The sequence below is a fragment of the uncultured Metabacillus sp. genome (assembly GCF_947503125.1).
Lineage (GTDB): Bacteria > Bacillota > Bacilli > Bacillales > Bacillaceae > Metabacillus.
In genome coordinates, this window is the sequence record NZ_CANNCR010000019.1 from 1 (window position 1) to 24,922 (window position 24,922).

A 24,922-nucleotide genomic window follows, 5' to 3' on the forward strand; every position below is an offset into this window, starting at 1 on the left:
CTCCACCTATGTTTTCATGTGAAAAATGTGGAGGAGAAATGTACCCTGAGTTTTATAAAGGAATTCATGGAATAGAGTACAAGCTATCGGATATTCGCTAGACAAAAAAGGACCGGGCGGTTTTTGCCCGGTTTTTCTTATTGAAAGATAAAGTATACATTTTTACTTAGTTTTGGTGTCTAGCTCCAGCGCCTAGCCCCTCTAGGGTCTTGCGCTTTTCTTAATCGCTTAGTCTCTTCCCAGCGATTGCGTAATTTTCCTTTTTCATTTCTTCAATAAAAACCGCGATTTTTTCTGCAGGGGCACCGGTTGTTTCCGAAACAGCAGCTGTTACTTTTTCAACTAAAGCTCTTTTTTGGTCATCTGTTCTACCTTCAAGCATTTTTACTGTTACATATGGCATTGTTTCTCTCTCCTTTACTAATTATGTATGAAAGGGCTTTGTCCCATTTTGACGGATTGTCAACCCCCGACTGCTTTATTATGCTTAATGACAAGCAAATGAATGCGAATAAGCCCTTAATTATAGTATACTTTAAGCAAGTTGGTTTGTATAACATGTTAGGCTGGCAGGACTCATTTTTGAATGTTGAACTTTTAAGTCTAAAGGAGAGAGAGATGGACAATTTAAGTAGTATAAATAGTTTCCTGGCATTTCCGCTTGAAATGATTCCATATGTTGTCATTACCCTCATGATCGCTTTCACGTTCCATGAATATGCTCATGCCTATGTAGCTTATAAATTTGGTGACCCAACGGCAGAGAAACAGGGCAGATTAACGCTTAATCCAATAGCCCATTTAGATCCGTTTGGAACGCTGCTCATCTTTATTGCAGGCTTTGGCTGGGCGAGACCTGTTCCTGTGAATCGCTATTTCTTTAAGAAGCCGCGCCTGGCAGGTGTTCTTGTCTCGGTTGCAGGTCCGCTAAGCAATTTGGTGATTGCTTTCCTTGGAACATGTATTTGGTACATACTCTTGGCAACAAATGCAATAACAGCACTACCTAATCAATATGTAGAAGGGCTGCAGGATTTTTTCAATATATTCGTTTCACTAAATGTGATGCTGTTTATTTTTAATCTGCTTCCATTTCCGCCATTGGATGGTTATCGAATCATTGAAGACCTTGCACCGGCAAATATTCGCGCAAAAATGACTCAGTATGAGAGCTATGGCATCATTATTTTTTTAATACTTGTCATTACACCACTTGATGCATATATCATTCAGCCGATTTTTGATGTTGGCCGAACAGCTGTGATGAATATGTTTCACTTTCTGTTAAGTCCAATATTATAGGAAGAGATGATGAAGGAGGTATCTTAATGGAAGAGAACAAAAAGAAAAAAAGTATTGGTTTTAATATCATTAAAAATGATCCAACAGACGGCCATGGCGGGTTTGGTGTCGGGGCATTAAGTCTTGATAATGTCTCCCCTGTGTTTATTGATATTGAAGAAGGTGAGGCCTTTGTTGATATCGGGGCCATGCATGCTAGAAGTGTTGTTGAAAAGGGGATAAAATTCCTGCCGAATAAAGAGGATGTCCCTAATGGAAAGCCTTATTGGCTAGTCTGGGTGACGATCGACCGCAAGTTAGATGGACCGTATTATGCAGGGGTCACTGCTTGCGAATTGACGGTTAACCGTGAAATAAGAAGAGGATACAAATCACTTCCTGAACATGTGAACCGGATGGATAAATCGTTAAAACGTCATATTATTGTTGATCATATGGATGACCGTTCAAAGGAAATCCTTGCTAGCTTCTTAAAGAAACATGATCATAAAATGTGGGATCTTTCTGAGCAAAAATTAAAAGATGATTTAAACGCATAGGAATTTTGTCAAAAGTGTGACAGTTTCGTGAACAAATTGGTAAATTCTTGTGGTTCTTCATTAAAATTAGTAGACTAAAAATACAGTTATAAAACTAGGACATAAAAAATCCCGAACCTTAAGCAGTTCGGGGTTTTTTATGTCTTTTCAAAGTTTAAGAAAGTATAACTTTTTGTTACTTAGTATTTGTGTCTAGCTCCAGCGCCTAGCCCCGAAGCACAGGACGTGCAAGTGCAGTCAAGAGATAAGGACGCCCTAGTTTTTGACTGCCTCTAGGGTCTAGCCACTCATGAATTGAAGGCAAAGAACGCCTTCTATTCATGAGCGTCTTATTTGCCCTAGGCTGAGCAAGGCGCTTGCGCTTTTGTTCTAATATCAGAATTTATATATTTTCTTAACATAGCTTGCGTTTCTGAATCTAGCTCCAGGCGCCATCGGCTCGAGGTCATAAGTCAAACAGGAATTGAAGGTAAAGTACACCTTCTATTCCTGTTCGCCTTATGCTTGTCGCCGAATGCTTAGCGCCTTGCGCTTTTTTTATTACCACCATTTAAACATCCGATCAAACCAACTGTTCTTTTCTTTTTTATGATCTTGCTTCTTTTCTTCCTTGTTTTTTGTTTGATGCTCTTGGCAATATTCTGTAGGCTCTGTGCCTTCAATATAATAGGTTAATCTTCGAACAGGACAATCTTTTGTAGCAAGCTTGCCGCTGGCAGGGTTTATATAGACGCCAACAACGCCATCAGGCGGACGGAATGCTCTGACCGATTCATCTTCCAACGCTTGTTCCATGAATTTTGCCCATATGGTTTTTGCGTAGCTGCGCTCTTGAACAAGATCGATTGTCTCGTCCTTGTCATAACCCGTCCACACTCCTGCTGCAAGCTGCGGAGAGTAACCAATCATCCAGCTATCTGTTGACGTCGTCCCGGACTTACCCGCATAGTCTCTAGTTAAAATATCTGCAATGCTTTGTCCTGTGACAGATGTATAATCATTTAAAGCTGTGTCAAACATCCCTTTCATCATATGGGTGGTTACAAAAGCAGCCTGCTCATTTAGAACCTGTTCTTTTGTTTTATCGGCTTTATAAATGACTTCACCATTTGCATCTTCCACCTTTGTGATAAAGGTAGGTTTAATTTTTTTTCCGCCATTTCCAAGCATGCCATACGCATTTACCATCTCAACTAAACGTACAGAGGATGTTCCTAATGCTGCTGACGGAACCTTTTTCATTTTAGAAGTAAGGCCAAACAAATCCCCTGACTGGATTAGCTTCTCCATCCCAAGGAAAAGATGAGTTTTTACGGCGAAAATATTGTCAGATAATGCAATTGCCTGAAGCATTGTAATAAAGTCATTCGCATAATACCCATTATAGTTGCTTGGCTTATAGGTAGCATTGCCGTCATCATAAGAAAATGTCGTTGGCTCACTCATCATTTCTGTAGATGGTGTAAACCCATTTTCGACCGCCGTATAATATAATAACGGCTTAATTGTTGAGCCTGGCTGCCTTTTTGCCTGTGTTGCACGGTTGAACGGACTTTGTTCGTAATCGCGTCCACCTATCAATGCTTTTACATAACCCGTTTTTGGTTCAATCGCGATAAAAGCAGCTTGAATCTCTGATTTCTTTTCGATCGAATTTTTCACAAGATCCTCAGCAATTTTTTGCATTTCAGGATCTAAGGTTGTATAAATTTTCAATCCTTTTGTTTCAATGATTTGTGCATCGATATTTAATTGATCTGCCAATGAGCTCATGACAGCATCTTGAAAATACGGGGCGATTCCTTTTTGAACATTTTCTTCTTTTGTCTTATAAGTTAGATTTTCCTGTAAGGCTTGATTCAGCTGCTTTTCTGTGATATACCCTTCTTTTTCCATCGTTTCCAAAATCATCGTTTGGCGTTCCTTCGCTCTTTCTTGGTTTGCATAAGGAGAATAAACGCTCGGACCCTTTGGAATGCCTGCCAGCATCGCGGCCTCTGCTAAAGATAATTCACTGGAGTTTTTTCCAAAATAATATTTTGCTGCTGCTTCAATTCCGTATACACCATGACCGTAATAAATCGTATTTAAATAACCTTCTAAAATCTCGTCCTTACTGTAATTTTGTTCAAGACGTATTGTATAAAAGGCTTCCCGTGCTTTTCTTATCCATGTTTTTTCATGCTCTAAAAACAGATTTCGGGCATATTGCTGGGTAATCGTACTAGCTCCCTGAACCTTTGCCATTGCTCTTAAATCTGCCAGGGCAGCCCCAGCAATCCGTTTATAATCAAACCCGTTATGATCATAAAAGCTGCGGTCCTCAATCGCAATAGTTGCTTGCAGGACATGTTCGGAAATATCATCTAGATTCACCCAATACCGCTTCTGTCCATTATGCATTTCCCCGATTTTTGACCCGTCACTTGCATAAATAATTGTTGATTGTGGCACTGTTAAGGAAGGAGGACCTTGCCATTTTGCATATAAGACAATACTTAAAATGATCGTCGAAAAAAAGACTAATAATAGCAAACTAATAAAAATAAGTGCACGGATGGTTTTTAATGTAATTCTAATTCGTTTAGGTGTGATCACATCCATCTTAGCTCACCTCCAATCGGTTTTTCTTTTCTTAGGAAATTATAAAATTCTTGAACTGTGGATAAGCGCTCACGTACCAGCTCCGAAGCACAGGATGTGCAAGTGCAGTCAGTGCGACAGGACGTCGCGTTTTTGACTGCCAGCGCCTATCGCCTATCAAACTTCAGATCATCTCCCTACGATAAGTCAACATCGGTTCGCTTCGCTTACCGTGTTTCCTTTATCTCAGTCGATGCTCCTCCAGTTTGTACGGCGATGACCAAGGCGCTTGCGCTTTTGTTCTTTCCAGACATAGATACTATTAGCCATTATTAGTTTTTTATTAGTTTTTTAAACATTTTGCGAAAAGTCATGATTTTTTTCTTGATTTTTTGCTAGATTCATCTATAGTTTTAAAAGGAATAATGAAAAGTTTTCCGGATGTTCTGAACAACTCCCGGTTAAAATATAGTAGAGCTTAAGGCTGAAAGGATGGTAAAAACATGAGTGAATTATGGTATACAGAAAAGCAAACAAAGAATTTTGGAATCACATTAAAAATTAAACAGACGTTACATACAGAACAAACTGATTTTCAATACTTAGAAATGGTTGAGACAGAAGAATTCGGCAATATGCTTTTCCTTGATGGTATGGTTATGACATCTCAAAAGGACGAATTTGTTTATCACGAAATGGTGGCACATGTTCCTTTGTTTACACACCCTAATCCAGAAAATGTGCTTGTTGTCGGCGGCGGGGACGGCGGCGTCATCCGTGAAGTTCTTAAGCACCCTCAGGTTAAAAAAGCAACGCTTGTTGATATTGATGGCAAGGTAATCGAGTATTCAAAAAAATTCCTGCCTGAAATTGCTGGAAAGCTTGATGATCCGCGTGTTGATGTAAAAGTAGGGGACGGCTTCATGCATATTGCAGAAAGCGAAAACGAGTATGATGTCATCATGGTTGATTCGACAGAACCAGTTGGACCAGCTGTAAACCTATTTACGAAAGGCTTCTATGCAGGAATTTCAAAAGCACTTAAAGAAGACGGTATTTTCGTTGCGCAAACGGATAATCCTTGGTTTACACCAGAATTGATTACAAATGTTCAACGTGATGTAAAGGAAATCTTCCCGATTACACGCCTTTACACAGCGAACATTCCAACATATCCAAGCGGTTTATGGACATTCACGATCGGTTCAAAAAAATATGATCCGCTTGAAGTAAGCGAAGACCGCTTCCACGAAATTGAAACAAAATATTACACAAAAGAATTGCACAAAGCTTGCTTCGTCTTACCGAAGTTTGTAAGTGACTTAATTAAATAAAAACAAAAGCGGAAGCGCCTCGTTCATCCTAGGGCAAATAAGACGATTTAGAATAGAAGGCGCTCATTGCCTTCAGTTCTAAATTGGCTAGATCCTAGAGGCAGTCAAAAACTAGGGCGTCCTTATCTCTTGACTGCACTTGCACGTCCTGTGCTTCGGGGCTAGGCGCTGTAGCTTGACAATAAAACTTAGTAAAGTGAGGGAATCGTTCTCTCACTTTTTTAAGGAGGAAAAAGAACATGAGATTTGATGAAGCTTATTCAGGTAATGTATTTATCAAAAGCCACCCGAATTATGAGGAAAGCGAAGCGGTTATTTACGGTATGCCGATGGACTGGACAGTCAGCTACAGACCGGGCTCACGCTTTGGCCCAGCGCGCATTCGCGAGGTTTCAATCGGCCTTGAGGAATATAGTCCATATTTAGACCGCGAATTGGAAGAAGTGAAATATTACGATGCGGGTGATATTCCGCTCCCATTTGGCAATCCGCAGCGAAGCATCGAGATGATTGAAGAGTATATTGACCAATTGCTGGCGGATGGCAAATACCCATTAGGTATGGGCGGTGAGCATTTAGTATCATGGCCGGTAATGAAGGCGATGTACAAAAAATACCCGGATTTAGCTATTATCCATATGGATGCCCATACAGATTTGCGTGATGAATATGAAGGAGAGCCGCTTTCCCATTCAACACCGATTAAAAAAATTGCTGATCATATTGGACCGACAAATGTATATTCATTTGGCATTCGTTCCGGGATGAAGGAAGAGTTTAGATGGGCAAAAGAAGTGGGCATGCACATCTCTAAATTTGAGGTCCTTGAGCCATTAAAAGAAGTGCTGCCAAAGCTTGCCGGCCGTCCGGTTTACGTTACAATTGATATTGATGTTCTTGACCCTGCCCATGCGCCAGGCACAGGCACAGTGGATGCAGGCGGCATTACGTCAAAAGAGCTGTTAGCAGCGATTCATGAAATTGCAAAATCAGATGTGCGTGTGGTAGGATCTGATTTAGTTGAAGTTGCCCCAATCTATGATCATTCTGAACAAACAGCGAATACAGCAAGCAAGATTATTCGCGAGATGATTTTAGGCTGGGTTCAAAAAAAGGGATAAGCGATCTTATATACCAAAAGAGAAGTGTGTTTGCAGCACTTCTCTTTTTCATTACTAGTAAAGGAAAATGGAAGAAATAATCTTAAAATTTGTAATCCTGCCGTAATATCTGTAATAACTAAAAGGGTTTTCAAAAGACGTCAATAGGAAAATACTAATAAAAAACTGGTTTGTAATCCAGTAAATGGGATCCCTTAGATCAATGAATAACGCATCCTCACTCTATGAAACCTCCGATCAATTCTATTAAATAAATAAATTCTGCTAATAATGTTCAAAGGCCGATAAACCATCTTGTAAAATCCTTCCTCAAATATTACAAAAAACATATGTTAAGATAGTTCCGTAGAAAGCAAGTAATAGGGAGGATGAAAAAATTGAAGAAAAAAATGATTTTATCAGTCGTAGCAGGGGCAGCATTATTAATGGCTAACCCAATCGCAAATAAAGCTGATGCAGCTTCGAACTCTATGAATGCGGAATCTAAAGTTTATTATTACCAATCAGGTAATATCAATTTTGATCAAATTGATGAATATATTAACAATTTACTAAAAAACTATCAAATTGAACAACCAACAGAGCAGCCAACTGAAACAGAGCAGCAGCCTAAAGAAGAAACGAATACAGTGGAGCAGCCTGCACCAGAACAACCAGAAGCAGCACAGCCTGCTGAACAGCAGCCAGCTCTAACTCAAACAGAGCAAAAACCAGCAGAGCAAGCTTCATATCAATTAAGTGAATATGAACAACAAGTAGTAGACTTAACAAACCAAGAACGTGCGAAACAAGGCCTGCCTGCACTTAAAGTCGATCTAGAGCTAAGTAAGGTAGCACGTGAAAAATCAGCGGATATGCAAAGAAATAACTATTTCTCACATACAAGCCCAACATACGGCTCACCGTTTGACATGATGAAGAAATTTGGCATCACATACAAAACGGCTGGTGAGAACATCGCAAAAGGTCAGCGCACTCCGCAAGAGGTTGTCAATGCTTGGATGAACAGTGAAGGACACCGCAAAAACATTCTAAGCTCAAACTATACTCATATCGGTGTCGGCTATGTGGCTGAAGGAAATTACTGGACTCAGCAGTTTATTGGAAAATAAGAATAGATTTAAAGTGGCGGCTAATGGTTAGCCGCCTTTTTATGTTTTAGTCTTACGTTTGTGTAAATAACTTATAGTTGTAAAAGCGTTAAAACTTGTTTGGAAATTGCTTGATGATCCCTTCTGCAATGGCACTAACGGTATAAGCTCTTGTCCATATCGTATGGTCTATCCAAAGTTTTCTTAAGTCTTCCTTTAATTGAATTGCATTTTGACTGACAGTAAGATTTTGTCTGTTTGAATTTTCATTAGCCTCTACTTCAAAAGTAGGAAGAAAAACAGAGAAAGACAGTATTAATAGTGCTATTAAAATTGAATATTTTTTCATTAGGACCTTCTCCTTTTAAAAAATATATGTTTGCGGATTACTATTTGTTTTTTTGTCGTTATTTCATTCAGAAATCTAGAAAGGAATATATTAAAAACTTCTCTCTTGCGTTGTTGCAAATGGTTCTTTACAATAGTAAAGTTATAGAAGAATGATGGAAAGGGAGTGTCTGGATGTCAGAAAGCACGCCTGTTCAAATCCATGTTTTGTCGGAAATCCACAATGAGAACGACAAAGAAAAAGATACAATTGAAATCCGTACCAAAGGGGAATTTGTCCTCAAAGGGAAAACTGCTTATTTAAGGTATGATGAAGAGCATGAGCTTGGTTTTGTAAAGACAACGGTAAAAATCGCGCAAGGTGAGGTCACGGTCATGAGGTCCGGCGCGGTGACTATGAAGCAGCGCTTTATACAAGGGAAGCCAACCTTAACTGATTACACGACTCCATTTGGAAAGCTGCAGCTTGAAACAAAGACAAAATCTTTGGAGGTCAAATCCAAAGGACTTGAAGGCAAGCTCGTGATCTTATATGATTTGCAAATAGATGAGAAGGAAAAACACGTACATACACTAATGCTGACATACAAGGAGGAACAATGATGAATATTGTAGAACAAGTCAAAGAACGTTTAAAGGAAGAGATCAAGGCTTCTGTCATCAAAGCGGGACTTGCTGAAGCGGCGCAAATTCCCGACGTCCTTTTAGAAATCCCAAAAGAAAAAGCACATGGCGATTATTCAACAAATATGGCAATGCAGCTTGCGCGTGTGGCAAAAAAGGCGCCTCGTATGATCGCAGAAGACATTGTTGCGAATTTTGATAAAGAAAAGGGATCAATTGATAAAATTGAAATCGCCGGCCCTGGCTTTATTAATTTTTATATGAACAATAGCTATTTAACTGAATTAATCCCAACTATTTTAAAAGCAGGCGAAAGCTATGGTGAAACAAATATCGGGAACAATGAAAGGGTTCAAGTGGAGTTTGTTTCGGCAAACCCAACTGGAGATCTTCACTTAGGCCATGCGCGCGGCGCGGCAGTAGGGGATTCCTTATGCAATGTGCTAGCGAAAGCAGGCTATGATGTATCACGCGAATACTACATCAATGATGCAGGGAACCAAATTAACAATTTGGCGCGTTCTGTTGAAGCCCGTTATTTGCAAGCTTTAGGCAAGGAAGCTGAAATGCCCGAGGATGGCTACCATGGCGAGGACATTGTCGGAATCGGTAAAAAGCTTGCCGAAGAATTTGACGACCGCTTTGTGAACGAAGACAGTGATGAGCGTTTAGGCTTCTTTAGAGAATATGGTCTTAAATATGAGATGGACAAACTAAGAGCTGATTTAGAAGAATTCCGTGTAGCATTTGATGTATGGTATTCAGAGACATCGCTCTATCATAATGGGAAAATTGATGAGGCACTTGCAGTATTAAGAGAAAAAGGCCATATCTATGAAGAAGACGGAGCAACTTGGTTCCGGTCCACAACATTTGGTGATGACAAAGATCGTGTATTAATTAAAAAAGACGGTTCTTATACGTATTTAACACCAGATATTGCATATCACAAGGACAAGCTCGACCGCGGCTTTACAAAGCTGATCAATGTATGGGGAGCAGACCATCACGGCTATATTCCGCGGATGAAAGCAGCGATTGAAGCACTTGGCTATAGTAAAGAAACACTTGAAGTTGAGATCATTCAGCTTGTTCACCTATACAAAAATGGCGAAAAAATGAAAATGAGTAAACGTACTGGTAAAGCTGTCACAATGAGGGAGCTAATTGAAGAGGTTGGTCTTGATGCCGTACGTTACTTCTTTGCAATGAGAAGCGCTGATACGCATATGGATTTTGACCTTGATCTTGCTGTATCAAAATCAAATGAGAACCCAGTTTACTATGCACAATATGCACATGCACGGATTTGCAGCATGCTCCGCCAAGGTGATGAGCAGGGCTTAACGTATGTGGAAAACTTAAAGCTTGATGAGATTTCTTCTGAAAAGGAATTTGATTTATTGAAAAAGCTTGGAGAATTCCCTCAAGCCGTTGCAGAAGCAGCGCAAAAGAGGATCCCGCACCGCATCACAAACTATATTTATGATGTCGCATCAGCCCTTCACAGCTTTTACAATGCTGAGAAGGTATTGGATCCTGAAAACACAGAAAAAAGTCGTGCAAGACTTGGCTTAATGAAAGCAACACAAATTACATTACAAAGCGCTCTTACATTGATTGGGGTTTCGGCTCCTGAAAAAATGTAGGTCGAAGATAGGCTGACTCATACGGGTTTCTTCCTCTCCAAAACATTAAAAGTTTGGTAGAGGGCCCTTAATTGAGTCAGCCTTTTTATTTTGTATCCTTTCAACAAAAAAAGCTTGATTATTAAATTTAAAACGTTTACACTAAAAAATAAGTTAAGCGCTTATCTTAAAAATCGTTTGTTGAATGAAAGAGAGTTTAGCAGCCGACAGATTCTTTTTTTGGAGAGTATTATGACTGCTTTCTACAAATATATGATTTCTTTTATTTTTGGTTATTTTGTTAAGCGCTTACCTTGAAAAGGAGGAAGATAAGTAGTCGTATTAATTGTCTACAACATTGTTTTGAAATCAATTCAAATGGAGGGGTACAAATGATTTGGGTCATATTTGCGACATTTCTGATTTACACGGTTTTTGTCATGTGGTTTTCTTGGTACAAAACAAAGGGGACGGATCTGGATAGTTCAGATGGCTACTTTCTTGGCGGGAGAAGTCTGACAGGGATTGTCATTGCAAGCTCGATCATTTTGACTAACCTGTCTACAGAACAAATTGTCGGATTAAATGGCCAGGCATTTAGTGAATCAATGGTTGTTATGGCTTGGGAAGTATCAGCGCCGCTGGCATTGATATTTATGGCGTTTGTTTTTTTACCAAGATATTTAAAGACAGGTATTACAACGATTCCGGATTTCCTTGAACAACGCTATGATAAGCGAACAAGACAAATCATTTCCGTCTTGTTTATCCTGGGCTATGCGGTTGCTTATTTGCCAACGGTTTTATATTCCGGTGCATTAGTTCTAGATAGCATTTTCTCCTTAACGACAATTACAAATATGAGTCCGTTTATGATTGTTTTACTCATCTCAGTGGCTATTGGTGTGATTGGCTGTGGATATGTCATTTTAGGTGGTCTGAAAGCTACCGCAATGAGTGATACGATTAATGGTGTTGGATTAGTAATTGGAGGTTTGCTTATTCCGATCCTGGCACTAGTTGCTCTTGGTGGCGGAAATTTAGCTGATGGGGTCAATAAGCTTTTAACAGCAAATCCGGCAAAATTAAATGCAATCGGCAACCACTCATCATCCGTACCTTGGTCGGTGTTACTAACCGGCATGTTATTTAACAATCTGTTTTACTGGACAACGAATCAAACAATTATTCAACGAAGCTTAGGAGCAAAAAATTTAGCTGAGGGGCAAAAGGGTGTCCTTTACGCAGGCTTATTTAAAGTGTTTGGGGTAACCTTCTTAGCCTTACCGGGAATTATCGCTTATCTGCTATATGGCAATGAGATCACAAATCCGGATATGGCTTATCCTTTACTAGTAGTTGATGTATTGCCGGTTGCTTTATCAGGGTTTTTGGCAGCGGTGTTATTTGGGGCAATTATGAGCTCGTTTAATAATGCTTTGAATGCCTCGATTACATTGTTTACATTGGACATTTATAAACCAATTTTCAAACCTCAGGCAAAGGAAAAGGAGCTTGTCAATGCAGGGAAAATTTTCTCGGCCATCTTAGCGGCGATATCAGTTATCGTGGCACCTTTTATTATTTTTGCTCCATCTGGACTTTATGCTTATTTACAGGAAATGTTCGGATTTTATAATTTACCAATCCTGGCGATGGTTATTGTAGGATTTTTCAGTAAAAGAGTGCCAGCCAGTGCACCAAAAATAGCGATTATTGTGCATGTCGTGTTGTATGGCATATCAAAACTGGTATTAGGGCATATCAACTTCCTTTATGTGTTATCCGTGTTATTACCAATCAATATTTTAGTGATGGTGATTGTTGGAAGATTAAAGCCTAGAGAAACGCCTTTCGAGCTCCATGATGCAAATGTGGTGGATATGAAGCCTTGGAAGTATGCAAAAACATTTTCAGCTTTCATTCTGGCAGTGATGATCGGTGTTTATGCTTTCTTCTCACCAATTGGCGTTGCAGAAGTAAATGGCAGCTATTCAATATGGTCTGTTGTCTTTTTCCTTGCCGTAATCTTATTAATTGGCGGAGTCATCTGGTTCTGGCGAAAGACAGAGAAGCGATTTGAACCAACTGAAACAAAGCAAAAAAATGCTTCTTGATTAGTGATGAAAATCATAGAATTAATAATATGTTTAAATCGAAACGAATAAAGTTAAGCGCTTCATTTCGGAGTTGGTGGATATGACAAAACGAACAACTTTAACGCAGTAGATAAGCGCTTAAATGATAATGTGATATGAACAAAACGAAAATGGCAGGTGTTTATAATGATGAAAAAGGTAAAAGTAGGAATCGTTGGTCTTGGCCGATTAGGACGTCAGCATGCAGAAAATCTCTGCTTTCGAATTCCGAACTGTGAGCTTACAGCAGTATGTAGTGTAATCGAAGAGGAAATAAAAGAAATTCAAGAAAAATGGGGAATTCCATATAGCTATACGAATTATGAGGAAATGCTCACAAACAAAGAATTAGATGCAATTTTTATTGCATCACCATCAGGCTTTCATTGTGAGCAAATCATCAAAGCGCTTGATGCGGGCTTCCATGTCTTTAGTGAAAAGCCGCTTGGCCTTTATCTTGAGGAAGCAGTACAAGTTGAAAAGGCGGTTGAAGCACATCAAGATAAGGTGTTTATGCTTGGATTTATGCGCAGATATGATCGGTCTTATGCCGCTGCGAAACAAAAAATTGATAAGGGGGATATCGGTGACCCGATTTTAATTCGCTGCTATGGACTAGATCCAGCAAGTCAGATGGACAATTTCTTGAAATTTGCACGTGCAAATTACAGTGGTGGCCTTTTCTTAGATATGTCGATTCATGACTTGGATTTGGCTAGGTGGTATATGGGAGCTGAGGCACAGGAGGTTTGGGCAATTGGCGGAGGCTATGCTCGACCGGAATTTGAAGAAATTCAAGATGCGGAAACAGGTGCCGCAATGGTCCGTTTTGAAAATAATGCGATCGGCATTTTTGTTGCTGGTCGAAATTGTGCACACGGCTACCATATCGAAACAGAAATCATTGGTACAAAAGGCAGTATCCGAATTGGTACACTTCCAGAGCGCAATCAAATTGTTCTGCTTCAGGAAAATGGCGCAGTTAAGGAATGCTATGATGGATTTTTAGAGCGTTTTGAACAAGCCTATTTAAGTGAGGTTGAAGAGTTTGTAAATTGTATATTAGAAGGAAGAAAGCCGGCGGTTACAGTCCAAGATGGGGTAGAATCAACCAGACTAGGCTATGCCTGCAAAAAATCGTTTGAAACTCGTAAACTAGTAAATTTACAGAATGAAAAGGTAACAATATAAAAAGAGAATTTTGACTATACCTACTTTTGTTTTTCAGGTGCATACCTTTTTCAACTGTGGTACTCTTTTAGCAAAGAAGATTAAACCATAGGGAAAGTAGAGATGAGACAAAAGGGATGAAGGTAACAATCTATGACGTTGCTAAAAAGGCGGGCGTATCGATCGCTACTGTTTCAAAAGTCATAAATAATACAGGAAATATGCGGGAGTCCACAAGAAAAAAGGTAAAAGTGGCAATGAAAGAACTTAATTATCACCCCAATGTCATGGCATCTGCTTTAATGGGAAAACGAACGGAAACATTGGGACTATTGGTGCCTGATATATCGAATCCTTTCTTTTCTGAAATGGCCCGAACCATCGAGGATCGCGCCCATGAACGGGGAATGAGCGTCATCATGTGCAGCACAGATGAAAGCGCTGAGAAAGAAAAGAAATATATTGAGTTATTGCAACGAAAGCAAGTCGATGGTTTTATTGTCGGTTCGACGTTTCAAGACAAAGCTGTGCTGCAGGATCTTATAAAGAATAATATTCCGCTTGTTATGCTTACACAGGACGATGCCTCACTGGATGTTTCAAAGGTTTCAGTCGATGACTTTATCGGAGGCTATGAAGCGACATCCTATCATTTTGCCAATGGACATCGCAGGGTAGCCATTATTGCGGAAAACGCCCATAGCAGCAATCTTCGCATCTATGGCTACCGGGAGGCACATGAAGCATATGGCATAGCAATTAAGGAAGAGTATATTGTGCGGACGAGTGCATCAATTCCGAATGGAAAGAAATTTTTCGAACAGCTTTTTAGCCAAACAGATATTGCTCTTCCGACAGCCATTTTTGCATGTAATGATCTGCTTGCTATTGGCGTCATTCAAGGGGCAAAAGAAAGAGGTCTTGAGATTCCAAGGGACTTATCGATTATTGGCTTTGATAATACGATTTTAGCTACTACCACAGTGCCAGGACTAACGACGATCGCGCAGCCGATCTCACTGATGGGCAAGAAAATTGTAGATGTGCTGATCGAAGAAATAAATGCCGGACAATCATTGAAGGAGCGAATCCTTTATAACCCTGAATTAATTGTCAGAGGTACTACTGCAATGGTTAAAACCATAGGCTGATGCTATTTATATAGTGATCAGCCGCTTTTGTTTTAAAAGAATTTTGACATTACCATTGAATCGCAGCTCCGCCAATCCGTTTTACCCCTCTTACTCTCGATAGATCCTCACAGAGCTTCAGCGCGGCTTTATCCTTCTGTTTCGCCTCAATCATGAAGTCAACATCGACATTCAATTCCTTTAGTATCTTTACAAAAGGCAGCAAAAATTCAGGATCGACATAATCAGCATGGCTTCTAAATTCATTATCCGATTTAGGTGAGGACACATGAATTTTCGGCTTAAGACCAACCCAGTTCCATGTTTGAAAGATTTCTGGCAGCAGTTCCTCAACAGCCTCATCTTCTGCTTTATTCGCCATAAAATGATGATAATCAAATAGCATTGGAATCCGTTCTTTTTTGCATATCATTAAAGTTTCTGATGCAGTGTAGGTTTTATCATCATTTTCAAGGGTCATTCTTTTTTTGATCGCAGCAGGGAGCTTTTTTATATTTTCATGAAATCGCTTGGTTGCCGCATGCTTGTTTCCGTAAGCTCCGCCAACATGGATGTTAATAATCGCTTCCTCAGCTAGGCCCATGGCATCAAGCATATCATAATGGTAAGTCATATCGATCACGGCATTGTTCGTAATATGCGGCTGACCGCTCGTAAATAGCGTAAATTGATTTGGATGAAAGCTAGTACGAAGCCTATGCTTTTTGACAAGCTTACCAATTTCTTTAAATAAATCCTTAAAAGGTGTTTTGTAATCCCAAAGCACCTCTGGATGGGTAGCTAACGGAACAATTGAGGAGGAAAACCGATATAAAGATATTTCTTGGGCAATATTGTAATGAATCATCCTTATTGTGTGTTCAAGATTTTGCTTTGTCACATAAAAAAGCTGTTCCTTTCTATCGGATTCAGTGAGCTTTTTCCATCTCGTAAATGTTAATGCTTTTGCCGGCGAGCAATCCCAAAGAGAAAGAGCATGTGACACATATCCAAACCGAATAATCATCCAATTCCTCCTCTCAAAAAGAAAAGCGTCTTGCTGATCTGATAAAAACGGCGGCAAGACACCATCAATTCTATAAAAAATGCGAAACAAGTGTCGCAACAGCTTCCTTGCCTCTTTGCATAAACGGACGTTTTTGATAGGCTGCATAAGTTAATTGTTCAGAACGGTGAAAATCTTCATAGATTTGTTTTTTTACACCTTGGATAAACTCTTTGTCATAAATTAAGCAATTCATCTCATCATTTAAATACAAGCTTCGTTTATCAAAATTGGCAGTTCCGATGTCACATAGATGATCATCAATGACAATTACCTTCGAATGATAAAATCCATGGTAATAACGATAAATCTCACATCCTGCTAAAAGAAGCTTGTCAAAGTAAGGAAAGGAGGCTTCCATGACTAATGGATGATCCTGCTTCATCGGTACCATAACCTTTACTTTTACTCCTCTTGCTAACGCAGCAAGCAATTCATTAAAGATCGTTTTTCCAGGAATAAAGTAAGGGGAGCAAATAATAATTTCCTTTTTTGCGTCTTTAATAAACGTAATAAAATGATGAGTTAAGTTTTCTCCATATGTCGAAATAAACGTGTGGGTGTTCTTTCCAGCTGGCTGATCAAGAAAATAGTAAGAATCGTTCAGAAGATGTTCTCCGGTAGCATCATACCAATCTTTTAAAAATTGCTCCTGTAAATCTGTTACCCCTTCACCTGTAATCTTTAAGTGATAATCCCGCCAGAACCCAAACTTAGGGTCTTTGCCGATATATTCCCTTGCGATATTAAAACCACCTAAATAAGAGGTCTTTCCGTCAATAACGGTAATTTTTCGGTGATTTCTCGCTTGGAATGTATAAAAAAGGTACGGTAGCTTTGGTTTATGAGTGTAAGCAAACATAACCCCATTTGCCCTAAGTTCATAGATTTTTTGTTTTTTTAGCTGAAGACTTCCTACATAATCAAGCAAAAGGCGCACTTTAATCCCTTTGCTGGCTTTTTCGCTTAATAAGGATAGAAACTCCTGACTGATTCCATCATTTTTAACGATATAAAATAATACATGAATGCTATGTTGGCTATCTCTTATTTCATTAAAAAAGTCTTCATACAGGCTTTGACCATCAGTAAAAAGCTGAATATCACTTTTCTTAGGGGAATACTGGGTATATTTCGATTTTGAAAGATGATCCTTTCTTCCTAAATGATAATCAATCGTTAACCAGCAAATAATGACCGCTAAAATGAAGCATATGAAAATTAACAGGCTCACGTTGCATTCCTCCTAACTGCAAGAGACTTTATAATAGTCTTTTCGTAATGGCTTTTTTTTATGTATTTTGAACGTGTGCTGCATATTTTGGCCTATACCTTAATATCATTTCATTGTGAAGCGTGAAAAAGTATTGACTGAATGCTCATTCATTATTTATGATAGGAATATAGGATAAATGAACAAAGGGGAGAAAGACCAGTTAGCAATTGGGGTGCTGAAACTGGCAGATTGGGGGAAAACGAATGGATGCATTATTATGGGTGAATTTTATTGCATTCGCAATTGTAACCGCTTACGCAATCTATTTATTTAGCTACCTGATTAAAACAAGACTAGCTTACATCAAGCTTGGGAAAAAGGTTGAGTTCGATGGAAAGGTGAAAGAAAGGCTTCAAAAAATATGGGTAAATGTATTTGGCCAGAAAAAACTTTTAAAAGATAAAAAGAGCGGAATCATTCATGTCATGTTCTTTTATGGGTTTATTCTCGTTCAGTTTGGGGCCATTGACTTTATTATGAAAGGGCTTATACCTGGAGCCCATTTACCTCTTGGACCGCTCTATCCAGCGTTCACCTTTTTCCAAGAAATTGTGACATTTATGATTTTAGTTGCTGTCGTATGGGCATTTCATCGCCGCTATGTTGAAAAGCTTGTGAGATTAAAGCGTGGCTTTAAGTCCGGATTAGTATTGATCTTTATCGGCGGACTTATGCTATCTGTTCTGCTTGGAAATGGAATGAGCCTTATTTGGCATCAACATGAGCTTACCTGGACTGAGCCGATTGTCTCTGCCATTGCATTCCTGCTTAGCTTTGCAGGAGAAACAGGTTCTATCGTCATCTTCTATATCGCCTGGTGGATCCATTTATTATTCCTGTTAACGTTTTTAGTATATGTTCCGCAATCAAAGCATGCTCACTTAATTGCAGGACCGGCAAATGTGTATTTTAATCGCCTATCTGCTCCCGGAAAACTTGAAAAGATTGATTTTGAGGATGAATCACAAGAAACCTTTGGCGTAGGAAAAATTCAGGATTTTACCCAGACTCAGCTAATTGATTTGTACGCATGTGTTGAATGCGGCCGTTGTACAAATATGTGTCCTGCTACAGGCTCCGGTAAAATGCTTTCGCCGATGGATTTGATTTTAAAGCTGCGTGACCATTTAACGCTTACTGGGGCTGCAGTGACCCAAAAGCAGCCATGGGTGCCTGCTGCAGCTTTTAGTCATACAAAAGGCAATCAAATTGCGATGATGGCCGCAAGCTCCGGTGCTCAGGAATCGGCCGCTGCTGCTGTTGATTACAATCCATCATTGATCGGTGATGTCATTACAGAAGAGGAGATCTGGGCATGTACAACCTGCCGGAACTGTGAGGATCAATGTCCGGTTATGAATGAGCATGTGGATAAGATCATTGATATGCGCCGTTACCTTGTGTTAACAGAAGGGAAAATGGATGCAGATGCCCAGCGTGCGATGACAAATATCGAACGCCAAGGCAACCCATGGGGCTTAAACCGCAAAGAGCGTGAGACATGGCGCGAGGCCCGCGAAGATGTGTCTGTCCCGACAGTAAAGGAAATGAGCAAGGCTGGTGAAGAGTTTGAGTACTTATTCTGGGTTGGCTCAATGGGCTCCTATGATAACCGCAGCCAAAAAATCGCGTTATCCTTTGCAAAGCTTCTCAATGAAGCGGGTGTGAAGTTTGCGATTCTCGGTAATAAGGAAAAGAACTCTGGAGATACTCCGCGTCGCCTTGGAAACGAGTTTTTATTCCAAGAGCTTGCAACTAAGAATATCGATGAATTTGTTAAAAACGATGTGAAAAAAATCGTCACCATTGATCCGCATGCTTATAACATCTTTAAAAATGAGTACCCTGACTTTGGCTTAGAGGCTGAGGTGTACCATCATACAGAGCTGTTGGCGCAATTGGTGGCTGAAGGCAAATTAAAGCCGGTGCATCAAGTCAATGAAACGATTACCTTCCATGATTCCTGTTATCTGGGAAGATATAACGAGGTATATGATGCTCCAAGGAATATCCTTAAAGCCATTCCTGGAGTGAAGATTATTGAAATGGAACGAAATCGTGAGAAAGGCATGTGCTGCGGCGCTGGCGGGGGACTTATGTGGATGGAAGAAGACACAGGGAGCCGGATAAATGTCGCGAGAACAGAACAGGCACTCACTGTGAATCCATCTGTTATCAGCTCAGGCTGCCCATACTGCTTAACCATGCTAAGCGATGGCACAAAAGCGAAGGAAATCGAGGATCAAGTCAGCACATATGACGTCGCAGAACTGCTGGAGAAATCTATCTTTGGGGATCGAAAAGAAGTTTCTTAAAACAAGGGGGGACTAATCCCCTCTTTGGTCATGCTTTCTGACTGAGCGAGCGTTCGGTCAAGCTTTGCGAAAGCGATTACTTATATACTTATACAATTATTTTTTTAATATAAAAATGTTTAAAGGGGAGAAAATCAATGGGAAAAACAGTGATCTTAAGCGGAGTAAGAACACCGGTTGGCAAATTTGGAGGTGCGCTGTCAACATTAACAGCCTCTGAACTTGGCGGGATTGCCATTAAAGAAGCATTAAAGCGTGCAGAGGTTGAAGGCACTCAGGTTGATGAAGTGATTCTAGGTAATGTTCTTCAAGGAGGGCAGGGGCAAATTCCTTCACGTCAAGCAGCACGTCATGCCGAGCTTCCTTGGGATGTAAAAACAGAGACAATTAATAAAGTATGTGCATCAGGACTAAGAAGCGTGACCTTAGCGGATCAAATCATTCGTACGGGTGATGAAGATGTGATCGTCGCAGGTGGAATGGAATCAATGAGCAATGCGCCGTATATTTTGCCAAAGGCACGCTGGGGACTAAGAATGGGAGATGGCGCGGTGAAGGATTTAATGATTCACGATGGCCTAACATGCAGTTTTACAGGCGTTCATATGGGCACATATGGCAACAGCACATCTGCCGAATTAGGGCTAACAAGACAGCAGCAGGATGAATGGGCATTAAGAAGCCATCAGCGCGCAATTCATGCGCAAGAAACTGGGCTTCTTCGTGAAGAAATCGTGCCGGTTGCTGTACCGCAACGTAAAGGAGAGCCAATAGTGGTCGAAAAGGATGAGGCACCACGCAAAGATACATCGATTGAACGGCTTTCAAAGCTGGCACCTGTGTTTGAACATGATGGCACGATTACGGCTGGAAATGCGCCAGGAATAAATGATGGTGCGGCTGCACTTGTTTTAATGAGCAGCGAACGGGCTGAAAGAGAAGGACGCAAGCCATTAGCAACAATTATCGGCCACACAGCGATCGCCGTTGAAGCGAAGGATTTTCCAAAAACACCTGGTCTTGTTATAAATGAGCTATTAAAGAAAACAGGCAAAACCGTTGATGATATAGATTTATTCGAAATTAATGAAGCCTTTGCCGCAGTGGCATTAGCTTCAAATCAAATTGCTAATCTTGACCCGGAAAAAGTGAATGTGAACGGAGGGGCGGTAGCAATCGGACATCCAATTGGCGCAAGCGGAGCAAGAATTATCATTACCTTGATTCATGAGCTAAAGCGCAGCGGCGGCGGAATTGGCATTGCTGCCATTTGCAGCGGCGGCGGTCAAGGTGATGCGATTATGATAGAGGTTTAATTGATAAAGCTGAGGGGACTGCCCCCAATATTAGACCCTTGGGGCATTCCTCCGTGTTTTATATTAATAGATTAATAGGGGGATGTTTAGCATGAGTATTAAAACAATCATGGTGATTGGCGCCGGGCAGATGGGCTCAGGGATTGCCCAGGTATGCGCGATGGCAGGCTTTGACGTTGTGCTTCATGATTTATCAGAGGAATTGGTCAATAGAGGGGTAGCATCGATTGAGAAGCAGCTGCAAAGGCAGGTCGAAAAGGAAAAAATCCAGCCGCAGGAAAAAGACTTTGCACTACAACGAATTACCCCTTCAATCAGCCTCTCAAATGCAGCTTCAGCAGATCTTGTCATTGAAGCAGCGGTTGAAAAGATGGACGTAAAGACAGCGCTTTTTCACGAGCTTGATCAACTGGCACCGGAACATACGATTCTAGCGACAAATACCTCATCATTGCCGATTACAGAAATTGCCGCAGCAACAAAGCGGCCGGAAAAGGTCATAGGCATGCATTTTATGAATCCAGTACCAATTATGAAGCTCGTGGAGATTATCCGCGGCCTTGCAACAGCTAATGAGGTATATCAGCAAATCGAGGAACTGACGAAAACCTTAAAGAAAGTCCCCGTTGAAGTAAATGACTTCCCAGGCTTTGTCTCAAACAGAATTTTAATGCCAATGATTAATGAAGCCATCTACACTGTTTATGAGGGTGTTGCTGCACCTGAGGCGGTCGATGAAGTGATGAAGCTGGGAATGAACCACCCGATGGGACCGCTTACCCTGGCAGACTTCATTGGCTTAGATACTTGCTTATATATAATGGAAACCCTTCATGAAGGGTTTGGCGATGATAAATACCGCCCATGCCCGCTGTTACGTAAATATGTAAAAGCAGGGTGGCTCGGCAGAAAAACAGGCAAAGGCTTCTACACGTATTAAAAAAGACTGACTTATTCCAAAGGGGTGGCATCACGTGAGGTTAGAATTTACGGAAGAACAAGTCATGATGCGGAAAATGGTTCGGGATTTTGCCAAACATGAGGTGGAACCAGTTGTCGAGGAAATGGAAAAGGGTGTTTTTCCGCGAGAAACCCTGAAAAAAATGGGGGAGCTTGGGCTTATGGGAATCCCGGTTCCCCAACAGTATGAAGGGGCTGGAATGGATTATACCTCCTCTATTATCGCAATCCATGAAATTTCAAAGGTAAGCGCAGCACTTGGCGTGATTTTATCTGTTCATACATCGGTTGGCACCTATCCGATTTTAGCCTTTGGAACAGAGGATCAAAAGCAAAAATATGTAACAAAGCTGGCCAAAGGTGAACAATTAGCTGCATTTTGCTTAACCGAACCAAGTTCCGGCTCAGATGCAGCCAGCATGAAGGCAAAAGCAGTGAAGCAAAATGATCATTTTCTGCTTAATGGCTCAAAGATGTTTATTACAAACGGCGGTGAAGCAGATATTTATATTGTTTTTGCCAGAACGTCCAGCGGTTTGAGAAGCGAAGGGATTTCAGCTTTTATCGTTGAAAGGGATACACCAGGCTTTATCATCGGAAAAGATGAACATAAGATGGGACTCAACGGTTCGAGAACCGTTCAATTAATCTTTGAAAATGCGAAGGTGCCTGTCGAGAATCTCCTTGGTAAAGAAGGTGAAGGATTTAAAATTGCTATGGCAAACCTTGATGGCGGGAGAATTGGAATCGCGGCTCAATCGCTTGGTATTGCCGAGGCTGCACTCGAAAAAGCTACCTTATATGCAAAGGAACGAGAGCAATTTGGTAAACCAATTGCAAGTCAGCAAGGAGTAGCCTTTAAACTGGCAGACATGGCAACAAATGTGGAAGCGGCAAAGCTATTAGTCTATCAAGCTGCATACTTGAAACAACATCAGCTTCCCTGTGGCAAGCAGGCGGCGATGGCAAAGCTGTTTGCTTCAAAGATCGCGATGGAGGCTGCGATTGAGGCAGTTCAAATTTTTGGCGGTTATGGCTATACAAAAGATTATCCGGTTGAAAGATATTTTCGTGATGCAAAGGTCTGTGAAATCTATGAAGGCACAAGTGAAATCCAACGCATTGTCATAAGCAAGCATTTACTAAAGGCGTGAAGTAGATAAGGGGATGAGCATATGAATTTTAAGCTGTCTGAAGAACATGAAATGATCAGAAAAATGGTGAGGGATTTTGCAAGGAAAGAGGTTGAACCATCTGCCGCAGAACGTGATGAACAGGAACGCTTTGATATGGACATCCTCAGGAAAATGGCAGATTTAGGCTTGTTAGGTATTCCATGGCCGGAAAAGTATGGCGGGATTGGAAGCGATTATTTATCCTATGTGATTGCAGTTGAAGAGCTATCAAGAGTTTGTGCCTCAACAGGTGTAACACTATCTGCCCACACCTCTTTAGCAGGATGGCCGCTCTTTAAATTTGGCACAGAGGAGCAAAAGCAAAAATATTTAAAACCGATGGCGTTAGGAGAAAAAATCGGTGCCTACGGTTTAACTGAGCCAGGTTCGGGGTCTGATGCCGGCGGAATGAGAACAAATGCCAGATTGGAAGGCGATACGTATATTCTGAACGGCTCAAAAATTTTCATCACAAATGGAGGAATCGCCGATATCTATATCGTTTTTGCGGTAACCGATCCCTCTAGCAAGCATAAAGGGACAACAGCGTTTATCATCGAAAAGGATTTCGAAGGCTTTTCAATCGGGAAAAAAGAAAGCAAGCTGGGAATCCGCTCCTCGCCAACAACAGAGATCATCTTTGAAAATTGTAAAGTCCCTAAAGATAACGTACTAGGGAACATCGGAGAAGGTTTTAAGATTGCGATGATGACATTGGATGGCGGTCGAAATGGAATTGCTGCACAAGCGGTCGGCATTGCTCAAGGAGCGTTGGACGCGGCCGTTGCCTATGCAAAAGAACGAGAGCAGTTTGGAAAACCAATTGCCGCTCAGCAAGGAATCAGCTTTAAGCTGGCCGATATGGCAACAAATATTGAAGCAGCTCGTCTCTTAACCTATCAGGCAGCATGGCTGGAATCTGAAGGACTGCCATATGGAAAGGAATCAGCGATGTCTAAGCTATTTGCAGGCGATACGGCAATGAAAGTCACAACAGAAGCAGTCCAAGTGTTTGGTGGTTATGGCTATACAAAGGATTATCCTGTAGAACGATATATGCGCGATGCAAAGATTACGCAAATCTATGAGGGAACACAAGAGATTCAAAGGCTCGTAATTTCAAGAATGCTGACAAAATGATGAGATGCACCTTACTTAAATGAGAAAGGTGGGAGATCGTTGAAAAAACGCGAGGTGCATGCATCTGTCAAGGATGAGAGATTAATTGAAAAAAGGCGGGAGCAGATGATAAAGGGAGCGGTAACTCTTTTTAAGGAAAAAGGCTTCCACAGGACGACAACGAGGGAAATCGCACGTGCAGCAGGTTTTAGTATTGGGACGTTATATGAATATATTCGCCAAAAGGAAGATGTTTTGTACTTGGTCTGCGATACGATTTATGACCAAGTGCATATCAGGCTTGAACAGGATATTGATACGAAGCAAGGTACAATCGAGAGTTTAAAGCTTGCAATCCATCACTATTTTAAGGTTGTCGATGATATGCAGGATGAAGTGTTGGTCATGTATCAGGAAGCGAAATCTTTATCCAAGGATGCTCTTCCTTATGTTTTGAATAAGGAAAATGAAATGGCGGCAATGTTTAAAAAGATTATTGACAGCTGTGTGACAAAAGGGGAGCTGAAGTTATCGGAGCAGGAGGCAGAGCTTATATCCCATAACATTATTGTCCAAGGACAAATGTGGGCGTTTCGAAGATGGGCATTGCAAAAGCTCTATACAATCGATCAATATATTGAACTGCAAACGAAAGTGATTTTACAGGGAGTTGTGGAGAAATAGCAT

21 protein-coding genes are annotated in these 24,922 nt (G+C 40.7%); 16 read left to right on the forward strand and 5 right to left on the reverse strand.

What is annotated here, in order from left to right; translation table 11 throughout:
* Positions 1-220 precede the first annotated feature (220 nt).
* Positions 221-403, reverse strand: coding sequence for a 2-hydroxymuconate tautomerase (locus Q1B07_RS13880; RefSeq protein ID WP_299093397.1), 183 nt, complete (start codon positions 401-403; stop codon positions 221-223).
* Positions 404-618: 215 nt separating this feature from the next.
* On the opposite strand from Q1B07_RS13880, the gene Q1B07_RS13885 reads away from it, so the two are divergent.
* Positions 619-1,302: a site-2 protease family protein gene (locus tag Q1B07_RS13885; RefSeq protein ID WP_299093395.1), complete on the forward strand. Its 684-nt coding sequence runs from the start codon at positions 619-621 to the stop codon at positions 1,300-1,302.
* A gap of 26 nt (positions 1,303-1,328) precedes the next feature.
* Complete coding sequence (locus Q1B07_RS13890; protein WP_299093394.1) at positions 1,329-1,841, forward strand: YwhD family protein; 513 nt, start codon at positions 1,329-1,331, stop codon at positions 1,839-1,841.
* A gap of 540 nt (positions 1,842-2,381) precedes the next feature.
* Here the strand turns inward: Q1B07_RS13890 and Q1B07_RS13895 are convergent.
* Positions 2,382-4,445 (reverse strand): transglycosylase domain-containing protein, encoded by a 2,064-nt coding sequence (locus Q1B07_RS13895; RefSeq protein WP_299093393.1) that lies wholly within the window; start codon positions 4,443-4,445, stop codon positions 2,382-2,384.
* A 482-nt stretch (positions 4,446-4,927) separates the two neighbouring features.
* Here Q1B07_RS13895 and speE point away from each other — a divergent pair, with 482 nt between their 5' ends.
* The 3 genes from speE (at position 4,928) to Q1B07_RS13910 (ending at position 7,991) form a co-directional block, all read left to right on the forward strand.
* Complete coding sequence (gene speE / locus Q1B07_RS13900) at positions 4,928-5,758, forward strand: spermidine synthase (protein WP_299093392.1); 831 nt, start codon at positions 4,928-4,930, stop codon at positions 5,756-5,758.
* A 239-nt stretch (positions 5,759-5,997) separates the two neighbouring features.
* Positions 5,998-6,879 carry an agmatinase gene (gene speB, locus Q1B07_RS13905; RefSeq protein WP_299093391.1) on the forward strand — a complete coding sequence of 294 codons (882 nt, stop codon included), beginning with the start codon at positions 5,998-6,000 and terminating at the stop codon, positions 6,877-6,879.
* 377 nt (positions 6,880-7,256) lie between these two features.
* The gene (locus Q1B07_RS13910) at positions 7,257-7,991 is read left to right on the forward strand and encodes a CAP domain-containing protein (protein ID WP_299093390.1); all 735 of its coding nucleotides are present in this window, start codon (positions 7,257-7,259) and stop codon (positions 7,989-7,991) included.
* 88 nt (positions 7,992-8,079) lie between these two features.
* Here Q1B07_RS13910 and Q1B07_RS13915 read toward each other — a convergent pair whose 3' ends face one another.
* Complete coding sequence (locus Q1B07_RS13915; protein ID WP_299093389.1) at positions 8,080-8,319, reverse strand: hypothetical protein; 240 nt, start codon at positions 8,317-8,319, stop codon at positions 8,080-8,082.
* Between the two features lie 173 nt (positions 8,320-8,492).
* Between Q1B07_RS13915 and Q1B07_RS13920 the strand changes: the two genes are divergently transcribed.
* The 5 genes from Q1B07_RS13920 (at position 8,493) to Q1B07_RS13940 (ending at position 15,029) form a co-directional block, all read left to right on the forward strand.
* Positions 8,493-8,921 carry a DUF1934 family protein gene (locus tag Q1B07_RS13920; RefSeq protein ID WP_299093388.1) on the forward strand — a complete coding sequence of 143 codons (429 nt, stop codon included), beginning with the start codon at positions 8,493-8,495 and terminating at the stop codon, positions 8,919-8,921.
* Positions 8,921-10,591 (forward strand): arginine--tRNA ligase, encoded by a 1,671-nt coding sequence (gene argS / locus Q1B07_RS13925; RefSeq protein WP_299093387.1) that lies wholly within the window; start codon positions 8,921-8,923, stop codon positions 10,589-10,591. The genes Q1B07_RS13920 and argS overlap by 1 nt, the downstream gene beginning before the upstream one ends.
* A 371-nt stretch (positions 10,592-10,962) precedes the next feature.
* Entirely contained in the window at positions 10,963-12,687 is a 1,725-nt protein-coding gene (locus Q1B07_RS13930) for a solute:sodium symporter family transporter (protein ID WP_299093386.1), read from the forward strand.
* Positions 12,688-12,858: 171 nt separating this feature from the next.
* Positions 12,859-13,899, forward strand: a complete 1,041-nt coding sequence (locus tag Q1B07_RS13935; protein WP_299093385.1) for a Gfo/Idh/MocA family oxidoreductase — start codon at positions 12,859-12,861, stop codon at positions 13,897-13,899.
* 116 nt (positions 13,900-14,015) lie between these two features.
* On the forward strand, positions 14,016-15,029 hold the full coding sequence (locus Q1B07_RS13940; protein WP_299093384.1) for a LacI family DNA-binding transcriptional regulator: 1,014 nt from the start codon (positions 14,016-14,018) through the stop codon (positions 15,027-15,029).
* A gap of 49 nt (positions 15,030-15,078) precedes the next feature.
* Here Q1B07_RS13940 and uvsE read toward each other — a convergent pair whose 3' ends face one another.
* Positions 15,079-16,035, reverse strand: coding sequence for a UV DNA damage repair endonuclease UvsE (gene uvsE, locus Q1B07_RS13945; RefSeq protein ID WP_299093383.1), 957 nt, complete (start codon positions 16,033-16,035; stop codon positions 15,079-15,081).
* A gap of 70 nt (positions 16,036-16,105) precedes the next feature.
* Positions 16,106-17,302 carry a cardiolipin synthase gene (cls, locus tag Q1B07_RS13950; protein ID WP_299093399.1) on the reverse strand — a complete coding sequence of 399 codons (1,197 nt, stop codon included), beginning with the start codon at positions 17,300-17,302 and terminating at the stop codon, positions 16,106-16,108.
* Positions 17,303-17,553: 251 nt separating this feature from the next.
* On the opposite strand from cls, the gene Q1B07_RS13955 reads away from it, so the two are divergent.
* From Q1B07_RS13955 to Q1B07_RS13980, 6 genes are all read left to right on the forward strand, one after another.
* Positions 17,554-19,665 (forward strand): (Fe-S)-binding protein, encoded by a 2,112-nt coding sequence (locus Q1B07_RS13955; RefSeq protein ID WP_299093382.1) that lies wholly within the window; start codon positions 17,554-17,556, stop codon positions 19,663-19,665.
* A gap of 137 nt (positions 19,666-19,802) precedes the next feature.
* The gene (locus tag Q1B07_RS13960; RefSeq protein ID WP_299093381.1) at positions 19,803-20,981 is read left to right on the forward strand and encodes an acetyl-CoA C-acetyltransferase; all 1,179 of its coding nucleotides are present in this window, start codon (positions 19,803-19,805) and stop codon (positions 20,979-20,981) included.
* A 91-nt stretch (positions 20,982-21,072) separates the two neighbouring features.
* Entirely contained in the window at positions 21,073-21,921 is an 849-nt protein-coding gene (locus Q1B07_RS13965; RefSeq protein WP_299093379.1) for a 3-hydroxybutyryl-CoA dehydrogenase, read from the forward strand.
* Between the two features lie 34 nt (positions 21,922-21,955).
* Positions 21,956-23,095 carry an acyl-CoA dehydrogenase gene (locus tag Q1B07_RS13970; protein ID WP_299093377.1) on the forward strand — a complete coding sequence of 380 codons (1,140 nt, stop codon included), beginning with the start codon at positions 21,956-21,958 and terminating at the stop codon, positions 23,093-23,095.
* 21 nt (positions 23,096-23,116) lie between these two features.
* The gene (locus Q1B07_RS13975; protein ID WP_299093376.1) at positions 23,117-24,256 is read left to right on the forward strand and encodes an acyl-CoA dehydrogenase; all 1,140 of its coding nucleotides are present in this window, start codon (positions 23,117-23,119) and stop codon (positions 24,254-24,256) included.
* A gap of 39 nt (positions 24,257-24,295) precedes the next feature.
* Positions 24,296-24,919, forward strand: a complete 624-nt coding sequence (locus tag Q1B07_RS13980) for a TetR/AcrR family transcriptional regulator (protein ID WP_299093375.1) — start codon at positions 24,296-24,298, stop codon at positions 24,917-24,919.
* The last annotated feature ends 3 nt before the right edge of the window (positions 24,920-24,922 follow it).